This is a genomic window from Flavobacterium sp. CAU 1735 (assembly GCF_039888695.1).
Classification (GTDB): Bacteria; Bacteroidota; Bacteroidia; order Flavobacteriales; family Flavobacteriaceae; genus Flavobacterium.
Window position 1 is genome coordinate 137,324 of the sequence record NZ_JBDQQQ010000002.1, and the last position, 18,652, is coordinate 155,975.

9 protein-coding genes are annotated in these 18,652 nt (G+C 41.8%); 7 read left to right on the forward strand and 2 right to left on the reverse strand.

From position 1 onward, the window contains the following. Window positions 1–260 precede the first annotated feature (260 nt). The 3 genes from AAFN64_RS07765 to AAFN64_RS07775 are packed head-to-tail and all read left to right on the forward strand — an operon-like array spanning window position 261 to window position 11,702. Window positions 261–8,774: a gliding motility-associated C-terminal domain-containing protein gene (locus AAFN64_RS07765; RefSeq protein WP_347760015.1), complete on the forward strand. Its 8,514-nt coding sequence runs from the start codon at window positions 261–263 to the stop codon at window positions 8,772–8,774. A 49-nt stretch (window positions 8,775–8,823) separates the two neighbouring features. Next, window positions 8,824–9,753 (forward strand): type IX secretion system membrane protein PorP/SprF, encoded by a 930-nt coding sequence (locus AAFN64_RS07770; protein ID WP_300489932.1) that lies wholly within the window; start codon window positions 8,824–8,826, stop codon window positions 9,751–9,753. Between the two features lie 11 nt (window positions 9,754–9,764). After that, entirely contained in the window at window positions 9,765–11,702 is a 1,938-nt protein-coding gene (locus AAFN64_RS07775; RefSeq protein WP_347760016.1) for an OmpA family protein, read from the forward strand. Between the two features lie 47 nt (window positions 11,703–11,749). Here AAFN64_RS07775 and AAFN64_RS07780 read toward each other — a convergent pair whose 3' ends face one another. Both AAFN64_RS07780 and AAFN64_RS07785 read right to left on the reverse strand, forming a co-directional pair. Beyond that, window positions 11,750–12,388 carry a helix-turn-helix domain-containing protein gene (locus tag AAFN64_RS07780; protein ID WP_300489926.1) on the reverse strand — a complete coding sequence of 213 codons (639 nt, stop codon included), beginning with the start codon at window positions 12,386–12,388 and terminating at the stop codon, window positions 11,750–11,752. A 355-nt stretch (window positions 12,389–12,743) separates the two neighbouring features. Next, entirely contained in the window at window positions 12,744–13,865 is a 1,122-nt protein-coding gene (locus AAFN64_RS07785) for a hypothetical protein (RefSeq protein ID WP_347760017.1), read from the reverse strand. Window positions 13,866–14,136: 271 nt separating this feature from the next. Here AAFN64_RS07785 and AAFN64_RS07790 point away from each other — a divergent pair, with 271 nt between their 5' ends. The 4 genes from AAFN64_RS07790 to lpxA are packed head-to-tail and all read left to right on the forward strand — an operon-like array spanning window position 14,137 to window position 18,632. Continuing rightward, the gene (locus AAFN64_RS07790) at window positions 14,137–15,378 is read left to right on the forward strand and encodes an HD domain-containing protein (protein WP_300491922.1); all 1,242 of its coding nucleotides are present in this window, start codon (window positions 14,137–14,139) and stop codon (window positions 15,376–15,378) included. A gap of 24 nt (window positions 15,379–15,402) precedes the next feature. Continuing rightward, window positions 15,403–16,419, forward strand: a complete 1,017-nt coding sequence (gene lpxD, locus AAFN64_RS07795) for a UDP-3-O-(3-hydroxymyristoyl)glucosamine N-acyltransferase (RefSeq protein ID WP_300491921.1) — start codon at window positions 15,403–15,405, stop codon at window positions 16,417–16,419. A 27-nt stretch (window positions 16,420–16,446) separates the two neighbouring features. Continuing rightward, complete coding sequence (locus tag AAFN64_RS07800; protein WP_300491919.1) at window positions 16,447–17,835, forward strand: bifunctional UDP-3-O-[3-hydroxymyristoyl] N-acetylglucosamine deacetylase/3-hydroxyacyl-ACP dehydratase; 1,389 nt, start codon at window positions 16,447–16,449, stop codon at window positions 17,833–17,835. Between the two features lie 11 nt (window positions 17,836–17,846). Beyond that, window positions 17,847–18,632 (forward strand): acyl-ACP--UDP-N-acetylglucosamine O-acyltransferase, encoded by a 786-nt coding sequence (lpxA, locus tag AAFN64_RS07805; protein ID WP_300491916.1) that lies wholly within the window; start codon window positions 17,847–17,849, stop codon window positions 18,630–18,632. Window positions 18,633–18,652: the final 20 nt, after the last annotated feature.

The following is an 18,652-nucleotide window of genomic DNA, read 5'->3' on the forward strand; positions in this document are numbered from 1 at the left end:
GATTGTATTGATTTCATTTGTTCCGGATCATTTTAAAGCGAAAAAGAACATATTTAATGTTTTTAGAGAATGAATCCTTTGATCCGTTACTAAAAAACCAAAATCCCAAAATTATAAGTAATCGCCATTTTGTTTGAATAAGTAGCTATTTAACACTTAGCAAGACAGCATAAATGAAAGATTAATAGCTTTCCGGCACTCCTGTGAGTTGTCTGATAGTTCTTTATATAGTTGCACAACCTAATTTAAAACTATTGCTTATGAATTGGAATTTTACCTTGAAAAGATGTTTTAAAAGGCTCTATCTGCTCTTTTTGGCATTTTTCTTTTTCGTTCACGTTGATTCCCATGCACAGATAAGTTATGTGTATGCCAATCAACTGCTTGGTAACAACAGTCATGTTGCTGCGCCGGGCAATGCGGTATCGGTTAGTACAACCGATTACGCTACACTGGAATCCTACGGTGGTATTGCCATTAATTTGGGCTCGTACACCGGTAGGATAGAGCTGGGATTTCCGACTACTGTCCCGGCTGGAACCACATCTTATGTAAGAATCCAAACCGATGCCACACTTTTAAATACGCTTCTTGGAGGTGGTTTGGGAGGTGCATTAGCAAATCTTACAGGAACGCTTGCACTAGGGAATCATTATTTTGAGGTTCGGGCAAAAGAAACCGGCAATGCAACACCTGTTTTTACGGCTTCGTCGATTAACGGTTTTGCCAACGAAAACGCCAGGCTTGTATACGATGTTAACGGTAATTATTATATTGCGATTACACCTAGTGTCGCTTATAATAGTATCGAAATTGAAGATTATACCAATACCTTATTATTAGGAACAATTAATACGTTACGGGTTTACAGCGCCTTTCATTTTTCGGGAAGTGATGTTTGTAATCCGGCTTTTGCGACTTCGTTTGATGGTACCGGAGGTACAGTCGATATTTTAGGAGTAGGTGGCGCAGGAGTTGCGAATCCTAATTTCGCAATAGATAACAGTAATACTACTTTTTCTCAGGTGAGTCAGGGGGTATTGACGGTAGCAGGAACAATCAGTCAGACGATATATTTTGCGTCACCATCAGCAGCAACCGATCAGTTTCATCTGGTTTTACAACTCGATGATCCGTCGTTACTCAATTTGGGTGTTTCGGATGGAATTAAGATCGAAGCTTTAAATGGAACCAGTGTCGTTTATTCGTCGGATTTGGGGGCCTTGCTCAATCTCGATCTCTTGGGATTACTCAGTTCCGGAGCAAAAACAGATGTAGTGTTTACTCCGGGGCAAGCTTTTGACCGGGTTAGAGTAACAATTTCCTCATTGGTACAGCTAAACGCTACTAAAACGGTAAAAATATTCGATGTGTACCGTTCGCCGGCCAAACCATCGGTAACAGCCGGAAACCTGGCTATTACGGCTTGTAGTGGCCAAACAGTGAATTTAACCGCTTCGACGGCTTCGACAAACGAACTGGTATGGTTTAACAGCCTTACCGGAACCACACCACTGGCCGTTACAGCCTATAATGTACCGTATGTACTGAATAATGTAACCGCGAGTGCTACCTATTATGTAGCTACCCGTCAGATAGGATGTGCCCGACTTTCGGAAAGAGTTCCGATACAATTAACGGTACATCCATTGCCAACAGCTTCGAACATCACCATTAATGCCAATGTAAATGCATCGTGTATGGGTGTGGCTGTTTTAGCACCAACTACGAGTTTAACAGGAGGTGTTTTTAAATACTATACGGATCAAAACAAAACACAGGAAATTATCAGTGGATTTTCCGGACATCCGGGGCTTACGTATATTAAAAATGATGCACTCGGAACACTTGCTATTAGTGGATTAAACGCCTCCAATACACCGAGAAATTATTATATCGCGATAGAAGTAGCCGGATTGTGTGAAAACGCAATCAATACACTGGCTGCTGTACAGGTAGGGCTGGGAGCTGAAACACCATTAACGGTATTGGCTTCTATTTCCGGTTGTGGTTTTGTAAACCTTAGAGATGCGATCACCAATTTCGATACTTCGGGAGCGACAACCTATACTTTCTATGATAGTAGTAATAACCCGATCACGGCTGCGGCTGCGGCAAATATTACGACGAGCGGAACCTATTATATAGAGGCCTCTAATCCGGCCGATGCTTGTGCATCTGCGCGTAAACCGGTAGTGGTAACGGTTAATCCGCTACCGACCTTGCAGGTTAATCCGGCAACCTATACGGTTAACTTAGGCGATTCGGTAACCTTACAAGCAACGTCTAATGCCACCGTAACCTGGTACAACCAGAGTGGAACGGCTTTAGGAGCTAACGTAGCCGGTCCGTTTACAACAGCGGGTTACTATACGTTTACAGCGGTTGCCAGCAACGGACTGTGTTCGGTGAGTCTTTCCGTAACGGTAAACGTAATTGATCCGGCCAACTGTCCGGTATTTTTAGATCGCGTTTATGCCGACACACAAACTTCCGGATCGATCATCACGGGAGGTGTAACAAACGGTGCATTGGCGATTGACCATAATCCGCAGACATTCTCAACTATTACAACCGGTTTGGGACTATTGGGAATTGGTACAACCTGGCAAAATATCCAGTGGAATACGACCATTCCGGCAGGAACACCGATTACCGTAAAAGTAGGAAGCGAATTTAGCGGACTGGCTTTACTGGGAGCCGTATCGGTTATCGGTACCAAAAGAGATGGACTGGGGAACCCGATTGATATCGGAACCTTACAGCAATTATCTGGAACCTTATTAAACCTGTTACCGGGTGAAAATAATTTCGAATATACCTTTGTACCATCCAATAGTACAGGTCCGAAAGCCTATGATGGTATTCGAATCCAAATCGGATCGGTATTAAGCGTAGCGCAAAGTGCCCGTATATATGAAGCCTACTATCATAAAGTTGCCGATCCGGTAGTTTGTCAGCCGGGGGATGTGGAAGATGTATTCTATGGCAATATCGACTTAGGAATCGGAGCCTTAACCAGTACGGTTGGCGTAACGAATCCGTGGAATGCTGTCGACAATAACGATGCTACTTTTGCAACAATGACTACCGGTGTAGGTGTTTTAGCTGCATCGGAACTGACAGTGAAATTCCGCTCAACGTCACAGGAAAATGATGTGGTAAAAGTACGAATGTCACGACCTAGCACCGTATTAAATCTTGGACTTATCGCTGGTTTTAGTATCCAGCGCTATATGGGTAACAATCCGGTTGGGCCTGAATTAGATGGCAGTAGTAGCTTACTGACCCTGCAATTATTAAACGGAGGGACAGAAGCTGTATTGATAACCAATGCAACATCACCGGCTTTTGATCGCGTGCGTATTCGTTTTGGTGGTGCGGCCAGTGTATTAAACGCCTTACAGATTCATTCCGTAACCCGTGAAGCAGCAATTGATGTTGTAGGAAGCGGTGGCGATCGTATCATTGAAGTTTGTTATGGCGATGTAGTGAGTATTGCTCCAATTGACTGTACAACTTTTAACTGGTATGATGCCCCAACAGGAGGAAACCTGATAACCAGTGGAACTTCCTATACCATTCCATATAGTCTTACGGTAGGTAGTCATAATTTCTACCTGCAACCGGTACGAAGCGGATGTGAAGTGATGGAAAGAACACTAATCACAATAACTGTTCGTGCGACGTCTCCACAAGCGTCTTTAACCGGAATACAGATCAACTCAGGAAATGCTACAACCATTTGTAGCCTGACGGGTGCTGTGACGTTAACAGCGCAGCTAAACAGTACGCCAGCGGTAACTAATCCAATCTATTACTGGTATAGTTTTGACGGAACGAATCAGACTTTAATCACCGGACAATCGACGGCTACATTAGCCTTAACCGGATTAGCACCGGGAACCTATACCTATTATGTAGGCGTTAGTTCCGATCAATTCTGTGCGACTTTACCGGCCGAGAGACGATCGGTTACCTTTACGATATTACCATCGTCTGTAGCCACCGATATTACGGTAAGCGATGTTCAACACTGTCTGGTAAACCCGAATCCGATAACGATTCAGCCAACCACTACATTGACGAACCCGGTATTTACATGGTATTTTAGTAACGATATCACTCAACCGATTACGAACGGAACAGTTAGTGGGGTGACCTATAGTATTGCGGCAAACGGTACTTTAACCATTAGCGGCTTAACCACAACAAACAGTCCGTATACTTATTATGTAGCGGTTTCGAGCGAAACAACCTGTACCAACCTTCCGGGTACTTTACAGGATGTAATCGTGAGAATGAGTGATGCACCAACGCCAACCACTGACGATACGACTCAGGACTTCTGTCAGTCAACAAATCCAACGATTGCTTCAATTCAGGTAAACGAAACCGGAGTGATCTGGTATAATGTACCAACTGGTGGAACGCCATTAGCGACTACAACACCATTGGTAACCGGAACCTACTATGGTGTACTGGTTGATGCCATATCGGGCTGTGAAAGCTCGGTACGTCTGGCAGTGGCCGTACAGGTAAACGATACACCAACACCAACAACAAATGATACCACTCAGGATTTTTGTAAATCAACAAACCCGACGATAGCGTCGATTCAGGTTAATGAAACCGGTGTAATCTGGTATGATGCCCCAACGGATGGTAACGTAATAGCGTCGACTACGCCATTGGTAACCGGAATTTATTATGGGGTATTGGTAAATGCGACAACAAGCTGTGAAAGTTCGGTGCGTTTGGCAGTGACAGTACAGGTAAACGATGCGCCAACACCAACCACCGACGATGCGACTCAGGATTTCTGTAAAGTTGATAATCCAATCGTGGAATCGATTATTGTTAACGAAGGCGGTGTAATTTGGTATAACGTACCAACCGGTGGTACACCATTAGCGACTACAACACCATTGGTAACCGGAACTTATTACGGCGCATTGGTAGATGCCATATCAGGTTGTGAAAGCTCAGTACGCCTAGCAGTAGCGGTTCAGGTAAACGATGCGCCAACGCCAACAACGAATGATACGACTCAGGATTTTTGTAAATCGACAAACCCGACGATAGCGTCGATTCAGGTCAATGAAACCGGTGTAATCTGGTATGATGCACCAACCGATGGTAACGTAATAGCGTCGACTACAGCATTAGTAACAGGAACGTATTACGGTGTATTGGTTGATGCTGTATCGGGCTGTGAAAGTTCGGTACGTTTAGCCGTTGCCGTTCAGGTAAACGATGCACCAACACCAACAACGAACGATGCCACTCAGGATTTCTGTCAGTCGACCAATCCAACGATAGCGTCGATTCAGGTAAACGAAACCGGAGTAATCTGGTATAATGCGTTAACTGGAGGAACGGTAGTAGCGTCAACTACACCATTAACTACAGGAACGTATTACGGTGTATTGGTTGATCCGACTTCAGGTTGTGAAAGCTCTATCCGATTGGCAGTTGCCGTTCAGATAAACGATGCGCCAACGCCAACAACAAATGATACGACTCAGGATTTCTGTCAGTCGACCAATCCGACTATAGCGTCGATTCAGGTAAACGAAACTGGAGTGATCTGGTATAATGCGTCAACCGGCGGTACAGTAGTAGCACCTACAACACCATTAACTACAGGAACGTATTATGGTGTATTGATCGATGCAACATCCGGTTGTGAAAGTTCAGTACGTTTGGCAGTTGCTGTTCAGGTAAATGATGCGCCAACGCCAACAACAAATGATACGACTCAGGATTTCTGTCAGTCAACAAATCCAACGATAGCGTCGATTCAGGTAAACGAAACCGGAGTGATCTGGTATAACGCATCAACCGGTGGAACGGTAGTAGCGTCAACCACGCCATTAACAACGGGAACGTATTACGGTGTATTGGTTGATCCGACTTCAGGTTGTGAAAGTTCGATCCGTTTGGCCGTTGCTGTTCAGGTAAACGATGCGCCAACACCAACTACAAACGATACCACTCAGGATTTCTGTCAGTCGACCAATCCGACCGTAGCGTCGATTCAGGTAAATGAAACCGGAGTGATCTGGTATAATGCACCAACCGGCGGAACGGTAGTCACTTCAACTACGCCATTAATAACGGGAACGTATTACGGTGTATTGGTTGATGCGACTTCAGGCTGTGAAAGTTCGATCCGTTTGGCTGTTGCCGTTCAGGTAAACGATGCGCCAACACCAACAACAAACGATACGACTCAGGACTTCTGTCAGTCAACAAATCCAACGATTGCTTCAATTCAGGTAAACGAAACCGGAGTGATCTGGTATAATGCGTCAACCGGTGGAACGGTAGTAGCGTCAACTACACCATTAACTACAGGAACGTATTACGGTGTATTGGTTGATCCGATTTCAGGCTGTGAAAGTTCTATCCGATTGGCAGTTGCTGTTCAGGTAAACGATGCGCCAACGCCAACAACAAACGATACGACTCAGGATTTCTGTCAGTCGACAAATCCGACGATAGCGTCAATTCAGGTAAACGAAACCGGAGTGATTTGGTATAACGCATCAACCGGTGGAACAGTAGTAGCGTCAACCACGCCATTAACTACGGGAACGTATTATGGTGTATTGGTTGATCCGACTTCAGGCTGTGAAAGCTCGATTCGTTTGGCCGTTGCCGTTGAGGTAAACGATGCGCCAACACCAACAACGAACGATACCACTCAGGACTTCTGTCAGTCGACAAATCCGACGATAGCGTCAATTCAGGTAAACGAAACCGGAGTAATCTGGTATAATGCGTCAACTGGAGGAACAGTAGTAACTTCAACTACGCCATTAACAACGGGAACGTATTACGGTGTATTGGTTGATCCGACTTCGGGTTGTGAAAGTTCTATCCGATTGGCAGTTGCTGTTCAGGTAAACGATGCGCCAACGCCAACAACAAACGATACGACTCAGGACTTTTGTCAGTCAACAAATCCAACAGTAGCATCGATTCAGGTAAACGAAACCGGAGTAATCTGGTATAACGCTGTAACAGGTGGAACGGTAGTCACTTCAACCACGCCATTAACTACGGGAACGTATTATGGTGTATTGGTTGATCCGACTTCAGGCTGTGAAAGCTCCATCCGATTGGCAGTTGCCGTTCAGGTCAACGATGCGCCAACGCCAACAACAAATGATACCACTCAGGATTTCTGTTTAACAGCCAATCCAACGGTAGCCTCGATTCAGGTAAACGAAACCGGAGTAATCTGGTACAACGCATCAACCGGTGGAACGGTAGTGGCTTCGACGACACCATTGGTAAGTGGAACAACCTACTATGCTGCATTGGTTGATCCGACTTCAGGCTGTGAAAGTTCGATCCGTTTAGCCGTTTCAGTACAAGTTAACGATGGACCAACACCGACTACAAATAACGCCAGTCAGGCTTTCTGTAAATCGACAAATCCAACGGTAGCGTCGATTCAGGTGAATGAAACCGGAGTAATCTGGTACAATGCACCAACCGGCGGAACAGTAGTCACTTCAACTACGCCATTAACAACGGGAACCTACTATGCCGCTTTGGTTGATCCGACTTCAGGCTGTGAAAGCTCTATCCGATTGGCGGTAGCGGTTCAGATAAACGATGCGCCAACGCCAACAACAAACGATACGACTCAGGACTTCTGTCAGACTGCCAATCCAACGGTAGCGTCGATTCAGGTAAACGAAACCGGAGTAATCTGGTACAATGCACCAACCGGCGGAACTGTAGTGGCATCAAACACACCATTAACGGCAGGAACCTATTATGGTGTACTGGTTGATCCGGTTACCGGTTGTGAAAGCTCCATCCGATTGGCTGTTGCGGTTCAGTTCTTTAACGGAACACAGGCAACCATCACAGGCGGTTCTCCAACAGCTTGTATTCAGGATCAGGTGACGTATACAACCAATACCGGAATGTCCAACTATGTATGGGTAGTAAGCAGTGGCGGACAGATTGTAAACGGTGGTACAACAACCGATAATACAATTACCGTACTGTGGACACAAATCGGAGCCAATACCGTTAGCGTATCCTACAACGATGCCAACGGATGTAGCACGAGTAACTCGGCTGCAATGAATCTGAATGTAACCAACTGTTCGGATATCACCATTACCAAATCGGTTGACAATCCGACACCGTTTATTGATGACAATGTAGTCTTTACGATTACCGTTACCAATACGGGTCAGGCACAGTTCCAGAATATTATTGTAAACGAAGCAATTCCGAATGGCTATGCATTTGTGAGTATGGTAGTTTCCCACGGAACCTATAACAACAATACCGGAATCTGGACGATTCCGACGCTAAATGCCAATCAGGTGGCAACTTTACAACTTACCGTTAAAGTTTTATTCTCAGGCGATTATTTGAATACGGCTACCATAACGAGTTCCGACCCGGTAGATGTAGATGTAAACAACAATACCGCCAGTGCTTCAGTAGAACCGAAATGTTTGGTGGTATACAACGAGTTTACACCTAACGACGACGGAGCCAACGATGTATTCACGATTAAATGTGCCGAACATTTCCCGAATAACTCCTTAGAAATATTCAACCGTTACGGTAATCTGGTTTATAAAACAAGATATTACCAAAACGACTGGAAAGGAATTTCGAATGTTAACGGAACGTTCGACGGATCCGTTTTACCTACAGGAACATATTACTATGTTTTTGATACGGGAGACAATACAGGTACTGTTAAAACCGGATGGGTTTATATCATGAGATAATCATGATATAACCTTTCCAAAGTTTTTTATCAATTAAATACGACGCAATATGAGAATCAATATAAAACTAATAGCCATAAGTTTTTTAGGAGCGGCATTTTTGCTACCTCAAAAGACAAAAGCACAACAAAATCCGGAGTATACGCAGTACATGTACAATACCATCACCATCAATCCCGGATATACAGGTTCACCCGGAGTACTGGAAGCCAATTTGCTACTCCGTTCGCAATGGGTGGGAATCGATGGTGCTCCGAGAACAGGAACGTTGGGAGTACATTCGCCGATATCCGATAAAATCGGTTTGGGGCTAAATGTAATCGCCGACAAAATCGGGCCGTCTACCGAGACGTCTGCATCCGGAAACTTTTCATACACCCTTAACCTGGGCTATAAAGCCAAATTGGCATTCGGTTTAAAAGCCGGTGCCAGGGTTTTAAATGTCGACTGGTCCAAAGGGCGGTATTTAGATAGTAATGATGTGCTGTTAAACAATAATATTTCCAATAAGATCATGCCATTAATCGGTGCCGGTTTGTACTTGTATGGCGAAAAATGGTATTTGGGTGCCTCTGTTCCGAATTTCATCAAACAGGATTATTACGATGATATTCAGGAATCGGTAATGGCCGACAAGCTGCACTATTATCTTATCGGAGGATATGTATTTGATGTAACGGATGGGCTTAAATTCAAACCTTCCGTAATGTTAAAAGCGGTTTCGGGAGCACCGTTGGCCGCCGATTTATCGGCAAATTTCCTGATTCAGGAAAAGGTAACGTTGGGTGCTTCCTATCGTTGGGACGACTCGGTGAGTGCGATGGCCGGATTGCAATTCCTGGATCATTTCTTTATAGGATATGCATTCGATTATTCCACAACCAAATTAAACAAATACAACGATGGAACGCATGAAATCATCCTGCGTTTCCAACTGCCACCGAAATCATCAGCAATTAAATCACCACGATTTTTCTAATACCGAAGTATATGAAGAAAATACTATTTTTCAGCCTGTTATTTTGTATCCATTTTACCTATGCTCAGCAAAAGCTTAAGGATGCCGACAAACTGTTTCACGGAATGTGTTATGTAGATGCGGCCAAAGCATATGAAGAATATTTGGAAAAGGAACCCAATCCGTCGATACAAACGTTAATGAATGTAGGGGATACGTACTATTATCTTGGTGATATGCGTAAAGCCTTAACCTGGTATAAGAAATTATATACGGTACAGGGGCAAAACCTGAACGAAGTATATATGTTGCGCTACACGCAAACGCTTCGTGGCGTACGCGATTATGAAGATGCGAATAAGATCACTAAAGAATACCTCAAAGGCAAAGGAAATCAGGATATGATCGATAGTTTTAATGCCCAGCAGAAATACAATGACAGTTTGGCACAGAAGCCATCACTTTATAAGATTGTACCGTTGGAAATTAATACGTCGTATTCCGATTTCGGATCGACTTTCTATGGAAACCAGTTGGTGTATTCATCCAGTAAAAAAGGAGGAAAACTGATCAAACGACTGTATTCCTGGAACGAACAACCTTTCCTGTCGTTTTATGTAGCCGACAGAAATGCGTCGACCGGTGCTTTGTTTAACGAAAAGCCGTTTTACGAAGAAATCAATTCCAATTATCACGATGCGACCTTGACGTTTTCACCGGATTTAAAAACGATCTATTTTACGACCAATGCGACCAAAAAGAATAAAAACAAACTGAAAATCGACAAGGAAGGTGTGAACAACTTCCAGATCTTCCGCGGAACAATTGAAAACGGAAAAGTGATCAATATCGAAAAAATGTTTTTCAACAGTTATGAATACAGCGTTGGACATCCGTCGTTAAGTCCGGATGGGAAATGGTTGTTTTTTGTGTCTGATATGCCGGGCGGATATGGGGAAACCGACATTTATGTAGCCGAAGTTTTTGCCGACGGAAGTATTAATACGCCACAAAATCTGGGACCAAAAATCAATACGATCGGACGGGAAATGTTTCCGTATTACAACAACGGTATATTGTATTTTTCATCCGATGGACATTACGGTTTTGGTGGATTGGATGTGTACGAAAGCAAACATTCCGGTAAGTTAAATTTTGACGAGCCTAAAAACCTGGGCGAACCGGTTAATAGTAATAAAGATGATTTTTCGTATATCATTGATGCTGAAACCAAATATGGCTATTTTTCGTCCAATCGCGACGGAGGTAAAGGCGATGACGATATTTATTTCTTTACGAAGTCAAAAGCCGAATGCAACCAGTTTGTATCCGGAACGGTTGTAAGTGCCAAAACAAAACTGCCTATTGCCAGTGCGGCGATAAAAGTGTACGATTCGTTTGGCGATTTAAAATTCGAAACCGCAACGGGCGAAGATGGCAAATACCAGATCACAATTCCGTGTAGTGCGACCTATAAATTTGATGCTTCGAAAGAGGGATTCGCGAATCAGGATAAACCGGTAGTAGCCAATGCTAAAAATGAGGCAAAATTGTCGGTAGATTTTGAATTGGCGAAACTGGAAGATTTTACGGTTAAAGATGGTAAAAACGAAAAAATTGATGTGAATCCGATTTATTTCGATTACAACAAATGGGATATTACACCACAAGCGGTAACCGAATTGGATCGCGTGGTTTATGTAATGCGAACATTCCCAAAAGTGAAAATCAAAATCGAATCGCACACCGATTCCAGAGGAACGGATTCCTATAACCTGAAATTATCGGATAATCGTGCCAAAGCGACACAACGCTATATTATCGAATCCGGAATTGAGCCGGAACGAGTTTTAAGCGCGATCGGATATGGCGAAACGCGACCAAAAAACAAATGCCGCAACGGAGTAAAATGTACCGAAGCGGAATATGCGGTGAACCGTCGTTCCGATTTTATTATCGTAGAAAAATAAATTAGACTTAATAAAAACAAAAAGGAGTTCCAGTCGGAACTCCTTTTTTAATTAAAGATATCAAGAACACCTTTTATTTTCCAAATCTCATCTATTTTGTCTTTCTTGATCTCATTTTTAGCAGAAAAGATGGACTCTTTTCGCGATATAAGTGTTAATTGCGATTCGTCAGTTTCATTTTGTAAAACTTTAGACATATACAATCCTTTTTCTTTGCTGATCAATACAGCGTACGAATTGCTGGCAATATCGCTGGCGCTGGCTTCTTCGCAGATTACGAAAGTATTTTCTTTAATATCCGGTTCCATTTCCGAAGTATTCACCTGGAATACCATCGAACGCTTTTGTTGCAAAAATGGGATATTAATGGTTGGAATATCGCTTCTTTCAAGATTTAACTCACCGGTAGTATATTGAAAAAGCATCTCTTTCGTAATAATCGGTGTTGTTTTTTTCTTAAAGTTGAAGTTCTCATTTCCAAGGAAAATCTCGTTCAGATCAATGTTAGCTTTGTTACATTGCGCGATGATGGATTCATAGTCGAGCGTATTTCGCTTCTTCCAACTAGAGATGGTGTTCGGCTTAATGTTCAGTAATTCGGCTAATTGTGCATCTGTTTTTATTTTAAAGACCTTTTTAACACGCGTTAAGATACTTTTCGCGGTTTGTATGTTTCCCTCTTGCATTTTCAGGTTCTAATATAATTATCAATTCATTAACTGTTCCTAAACTATTTTGTCAAAAAATATGCCATGATTGTAAGGAAAATTATTTTTTTTACAATAAGGTGTTCTTTTTTTAACAGCGCTGTAAAATGGAATTAATTTACTTATATAAATAATTTTGGATTTGAATTACGGTTTTTCCGTAATTTTTACAACAGAACAAAAATAATTACTTTTTTGGTTTCTAGGAACATAATTTTCACAATTATTTACTAAAAATCGCAAGACGCTATTTTTTATAAGAAAAATAGGAAAAATAATGCCATTCCTTTAAGGTTTATCATAAAGGAATGGCTGGGAGATATGGGGTATAGGGCTAACGTAAACGTTCAACAAGAATTATAGAGCGATAACCGGTTCCGGATTTTCCGGTAATAGTATAGGGAACGGATCCATCGTTTTGGACCGAAAAATAAATTGGAGTAGAGGCGGCTGTCAGGGTAAGGAAGTCAGTAAAAATACAATCGTTTTTTACTAAGTCGGCTGCGATACCCAAACTTAAAAGTCCTGTAGCATTAAAATTGGAATACTGACGGGAGTATTCGGTTCCGTTTACATAGAAGCGAAAGTTAATATTGTTGGTGGTCGAAAGGCTTAATAAACCACTACTGCCATTGGTATAGGATGCTTTTAGTGTGATTTTATAGGTTCCTGGTGGTAAATTGATAAAATCCTTATCGGTGGCAAGTGCGCCTCCTTCGGTAAAGGAGCTTCCGGTTATCGTATTGATAAAATTGTTACCACCCATTTCGGTAGCGTCATTATTGTCTTTAAAACGGATGGCCTTTTCGGTGGTGTCGTATGCGGCGGTGTTGAGTCCGATACGGATTAATTGTCCCGCTACGTTTTCTACTTCCGACAAACCGACTTCATTATTCGCGTCGCGCACCATAAAAAAAGTTTTGGTGGTCGTCGTTTTGGTGGCAAGATTTTCAAATTTTATATAATCATTATTTGCATTGATCTCAAGGCGTTTGGTAGGGTTGGTTTTTCCAATGGCAATATTTCCGGCAGCCGTAATGCGAAGTCGTTCCAATCCATTGGTACCGACAATAAAATCGGCATTGTCTTTTGTGCCGATATAATCGCCATTTGCGGCCACTCCGATAGCAGCAGTAGAAGGTGAAGTACCTTCATTGCCATAATAATTCCATCCGGAAACATAATTCCATTTGGTTTTGTTCCAAAAATAAAAACCGTCGGGTTGTGGGTCGTTGTTGTCGGTGTCGTCTAAATAAATCATTAATCCGGCTGTAACTGGATTTGAAGCCGGAAAATTATTGACTCTAGGGACTAAAATTCCATCGGTATTTGCAGGAGTTAGGCTGTTTGCGATGGAAATATCCAGACTCGATTTCGGAGTCGTAGTTCCGATGCCGACTTGAGCCGATACGGAAACACAGGATATAGCTACGGTAAAAAGAAGGGGCAATCTCATATTCGGCAAAAATTAGAAGTTGATAATAGATCTCGAAATTCTAATAAATCGCATTTTGCGTATAACTATGTGATTTAGTACTACTAATTTAGGTAAAAAACTTATTCAAAAAGCAGGTGGTTTTACTTTTTTATTCGCAAAATGCGTATTTTGTAAAAATATTCGCGCAGGTAATTTTAAGGGTATACCGGAGGTAACTTGAAATATGATGGAAATTGAAAATAATTTTCTGTTTTTTATTTTATATTTGTTAATCTAATTCAATTATACGGTGAGCCAAATCAATAAGCTTAAAATTCTGAATGATCCTATATATGGTTTTATTACCATTCCCAATACCTTAATTTACGACCTGATTCAGCATCCTTATTTTCAACGATTGCGACGTATTTCGCAAATGGGGATGTCCTATCTGGTTTATCCCGGAGCGCATCATACCCGTTTTCATCATGCCCTGGGATGTATGCATATCATGCAAAAAGCGGTTCAGGTATTGCGTTTTAAAGGTGTTGTTATTTCGGACGAGGAGGAAACGGCTTTGTATATTGCCATTTTATTACACGATATTGGCCATGGTCCTTTTTCACATGCGATGGAACACAGTATTGTGGAAGATGTACATCATGAGGAAATTTCAATGCTGTTTATGAACCGTTTAAACGAAGAGTTTGAAGGGAAGCTAAGTTTGGCGATTCAGGTATTTAAAGGGGATTATCACCGACAGTTTATGTTACAGCTTATCTCAAGTCAGTTGGACATGGATCGTTTGGATTACCTGAAACGGGATAGTTTTTACAGCGGTGTAGCCGAAGGAAATATCAATTCCGAACGTCTGATTCAGATGATGAACGTAGAAAATGACTTATTGGTTATCGAAGAAAAAGGAATTTATTCGGTAGAAAAATTTCTGGGCGCCCGCCGACTAATGTATTGGCAGGCATATTTGCATAAAACCAGTGTGGTGGCAGAGTTGATACTGACCAAGATATTAAAGCGTGCTAAAGAACTGGCACAAAAAGGTCAGGTTCCGGAATGCAGTAAGCCGTTACAATTTTTTATGACACATAAGGTGACATTGAACGATTTTGATAACGACATATTGGACAAATTTGCTCAATTGGATGACTTTGATATTATGAGTGCGATTAAAACATGGCAGTTTCACGATGACTTTGTGTTGGCTTCCTTAAGCAAAATGATTATTAATCGTGATTTGCTTAAGATTCGCATGGTGTCCGAAAAAGTCGAAAATTCGGATGTGGAAGTCCTTAAAAAGAAATGGCTGGCTTTGCATCCAATGACGGAAAAAGAGGCGGAGTATTTTGTTTTTAAAGGAAAAATTAAAAATCAGGCGTATAATAAAGCCGGAGAGCCAATTCGTATCCTGAAAAAAGACCGAACCGTGGAAGATGTTGTCGAAGCATCCGACCAAATGAATCTGAAAGCCCTGTCCAAACCGGTTACCAAATATTATATCTGTTTTCCAAAAGTACTTTTAGGAAGTTTAGATTAAATTAAATTTTATATTTTTGTCGGGATGAAATTTACAGCTGAACAAATTGCAGGTATTTTAGAAGGAGTAGTTGTTGGGAATCCCGCGGCCGAAGTCTATAAATTAGCAAAAATAGAAGAAGGTACGGAGGGATCGTTAACTTTTTTAGCCAATCCGAAATACCTTAATTATATATATACCACACAGGCCACGATTACAATCGTTAATGCTACTTTCGAACCGGAACAGGAGCTTACAACGACACTTATTAAAGTAGAAGATGCCTATAAATCCTTTTCCAAATTACTGGAGTATTACAATCAGGTGAAACTGATGAAGTCCGGAATCGAACAGCCTTCGGTTATTTCAGATAATGTAACGTACGGGGAAAACCTGTATTTGGGAAGCTTTTGTTATATCGGTGCCAATGTGAAAATCGGAAATAATGTAAAGATTTACCCGAATAGTTTTGTTGGCGACAATGTGACGATTGGCGATGATACTATATTATTTGCCGGAGTACGGGTTTATTCCGAAACCGAAATCGGTAAAAAATGTGTGATCCATTCCGGATCTATTATCGGTTCCGACGGTTTTGGTTTTGCACCAAACGAAGAAGGCGTTTATAATAAGGTACCGCAAATTGGAAATGTGATCATCGAAGACAATGTCGACATCGGTGCTTGTACTACAATCGACCGTGCAACGTTAGGATCGACTGTTATCCGTAAAGGGGTAAAACTGGACAATCAGATACAAATTGCACATAATGTCGAGATCGGCGAAAATACCGTTATCGCATCGCAAACCGGAGTAGCCGGATCGACTAAAATCGGTAAAAATTGTATGATTGGCGGACAAGTGGGTATCGTAGGTCATATTACGATTGGAAACAATGTTAAGATACAGGCACAATCCGGAGTATCCCGAAGTGTAAAAGATTTTGAAACCATACAGGGAAGTCCGGCGTTTAATTACGGCGATTTCAGCAAATCCTATGTGGTCTTTAAAAACTTGCCGAAAATCGTAAAAGATATCGAAGACTTAAAACGAAAAAAATAGCAACAAAATAAAACCAAAATTTAAGCCATGGTTAAGCAAACAACCATTAAAAACGAAATTTCATTAAAAGGAGTAGGGCTCCATACAGGTCAGGAAGTAACCATGACCTTTAAACCGGCTCCTGTGAATAATGGTTACACCTTTATACGTGTAGACTTGGAAGGACAACCGATCATTGAAGCGGATGCCAACTATGTTGTAAATACGCAAAGAGGAACCAACCTTGAAAAGAAAGGCGTTAAGATTCAAACCTCCGAACACGTACTTGCCGCTTTGGTGGGATGTGATATTGATAATGTAATCATCGAATTAGATGCTTCAGAACCGCCTATTATGGATGGTTCATCCAAATATTTTGTTGAAGCAATCGAAAAAGCGGGTGTTGAAGAACAAAATGCCGAACGAAATGTTTATGTGGTAAAAGAAGTGATTTCCTATACCGACGAAGCAACGGGTAGCGAGATTATCGTGATGCCGGCCGATGAATATCAGGTAACCACTATGGTTGATTTCGGAACCAAAGTATTGGGAACGCAAAATGCTACCATGAAATCTATCGGTGAATTTAAAACCGAAATCGCAGATTGTAGAACATTTAGTTTCCTACACGAACTGGAAAGTTTGTTGGAACACGGATTGATAAAAGGAGGCGACTTGAACAACGCTATTGTTTATGTAGATAAAGAAATATCTCAGGAAACAATGGAGCGTTTAAAAGTAGCATTCGGAAAAGAAAAAATTTCCGTAAAACCAAACGGAATTTTAGATAACCTGACGTTACATTACCCGAACGAAGCCGCCCGTCACAAATTATTGGATGTGGTTGGTGATTTGGCTTTAATCGGAACCCGAATCAAAGGGAAAGTAATCGCAAATAAACCGGGACACTATGTAAACACGCAATTTGCGAAAAAAATGTCGAAAATTATTAAAACAGAACAACGCAATCAGGTTCCGGTATACGATCTTCACAAAGAACCGTTAATGGATGTAACTAAAATTATGTCTATGTTGCCACACCGTCCGCCATTTTTGTTGGTAGACCGAATTCTGGAAATGTCCGATTCACATGTGGTTGGTTTGAAAAACGTAACGATGAACGAAGATTTCTTCGTAGGGCACTTCCCTGGAGCGCCGGTTATGCCGGGTGTTTTAATCGTGGAAGCGATGGCACAAACCGGAGGAATCCTTATTTTAAGTTCGGTTCCGGATCCGGAAAATTACCTGACTTACTTTATGAAAATTGACAATGTGAAATTTAAAAATAAAGTATTGCCGGGCGATACACTGGTATTCAAATTAGACCTGTTGTCACCAATCCGAAGAGGAATTTGTCATATGCAGGCCAGTGCATATTCCAACGGAAAATTAGTCACCGAAGCCGAATTGATGGCACAAATCGTGAAAAAGAATTAAACAAGCAAAGTATGAATCAACCCTTAGCATACGTACACCCGGGCGCAAAGATTGCGAAAAATGTGGTGATTGAACCTTTTACAACGATCCATAATAATGTTGAAATCGGGGAGGGAACCTGGATCGGTTCCAATGTGACGATTATGGAAGGTGCCCGTATTGGGAAAAACTGTAATATTTTCCCGGGAGCCGTTATTTCGGCTGTTCCTCAGGATTTAAAATTCGGAGGTGAAGATTCTTTGGCTATTATCGGAGACAATACCACAGTACGGGAATGTGTTACGGTAAACCGTGGAACGGTAGCATCCGGTGTTACTAAAATAGGTAAAAACTGTCTTATTATGGCTACGGCGCATATTGCGCACGATTGTCATATCGGAGACAATGTAATAATTGTAAATGGCGTACTTTTAGGTGGTCACGTAACGGTTGGCGATTTTGCCATCATTGGCGGACTTTCGGCAGTACACCAGTTTATCAATATCGGAGAGCATGCCATGATTTCCGGAGGATCGCTTTTGCGTAAAGATGTTCCGCCGTTTACCAAGGCTGCAAAAGAACCGCTATCCTATGTGGGAATTAATTCGGTAGGATTGCGAAGAAGAGGATTTTCTACTGAAAAAATCAGAGAAATTCAGGATATTTACAGAATTTTATACCAGAAAAATTACAATACCACTCAGGCTTTAAGCATTATTGAAGCCGAAATGGAAGCTACTCCGGAACGCGATGAGATTATTTTATTCATTCGTAATTCCTCAAGAGGTGTAATGAAAGGGTATACCGGTATATATTAATAAGTAAGCAAATAGATTTT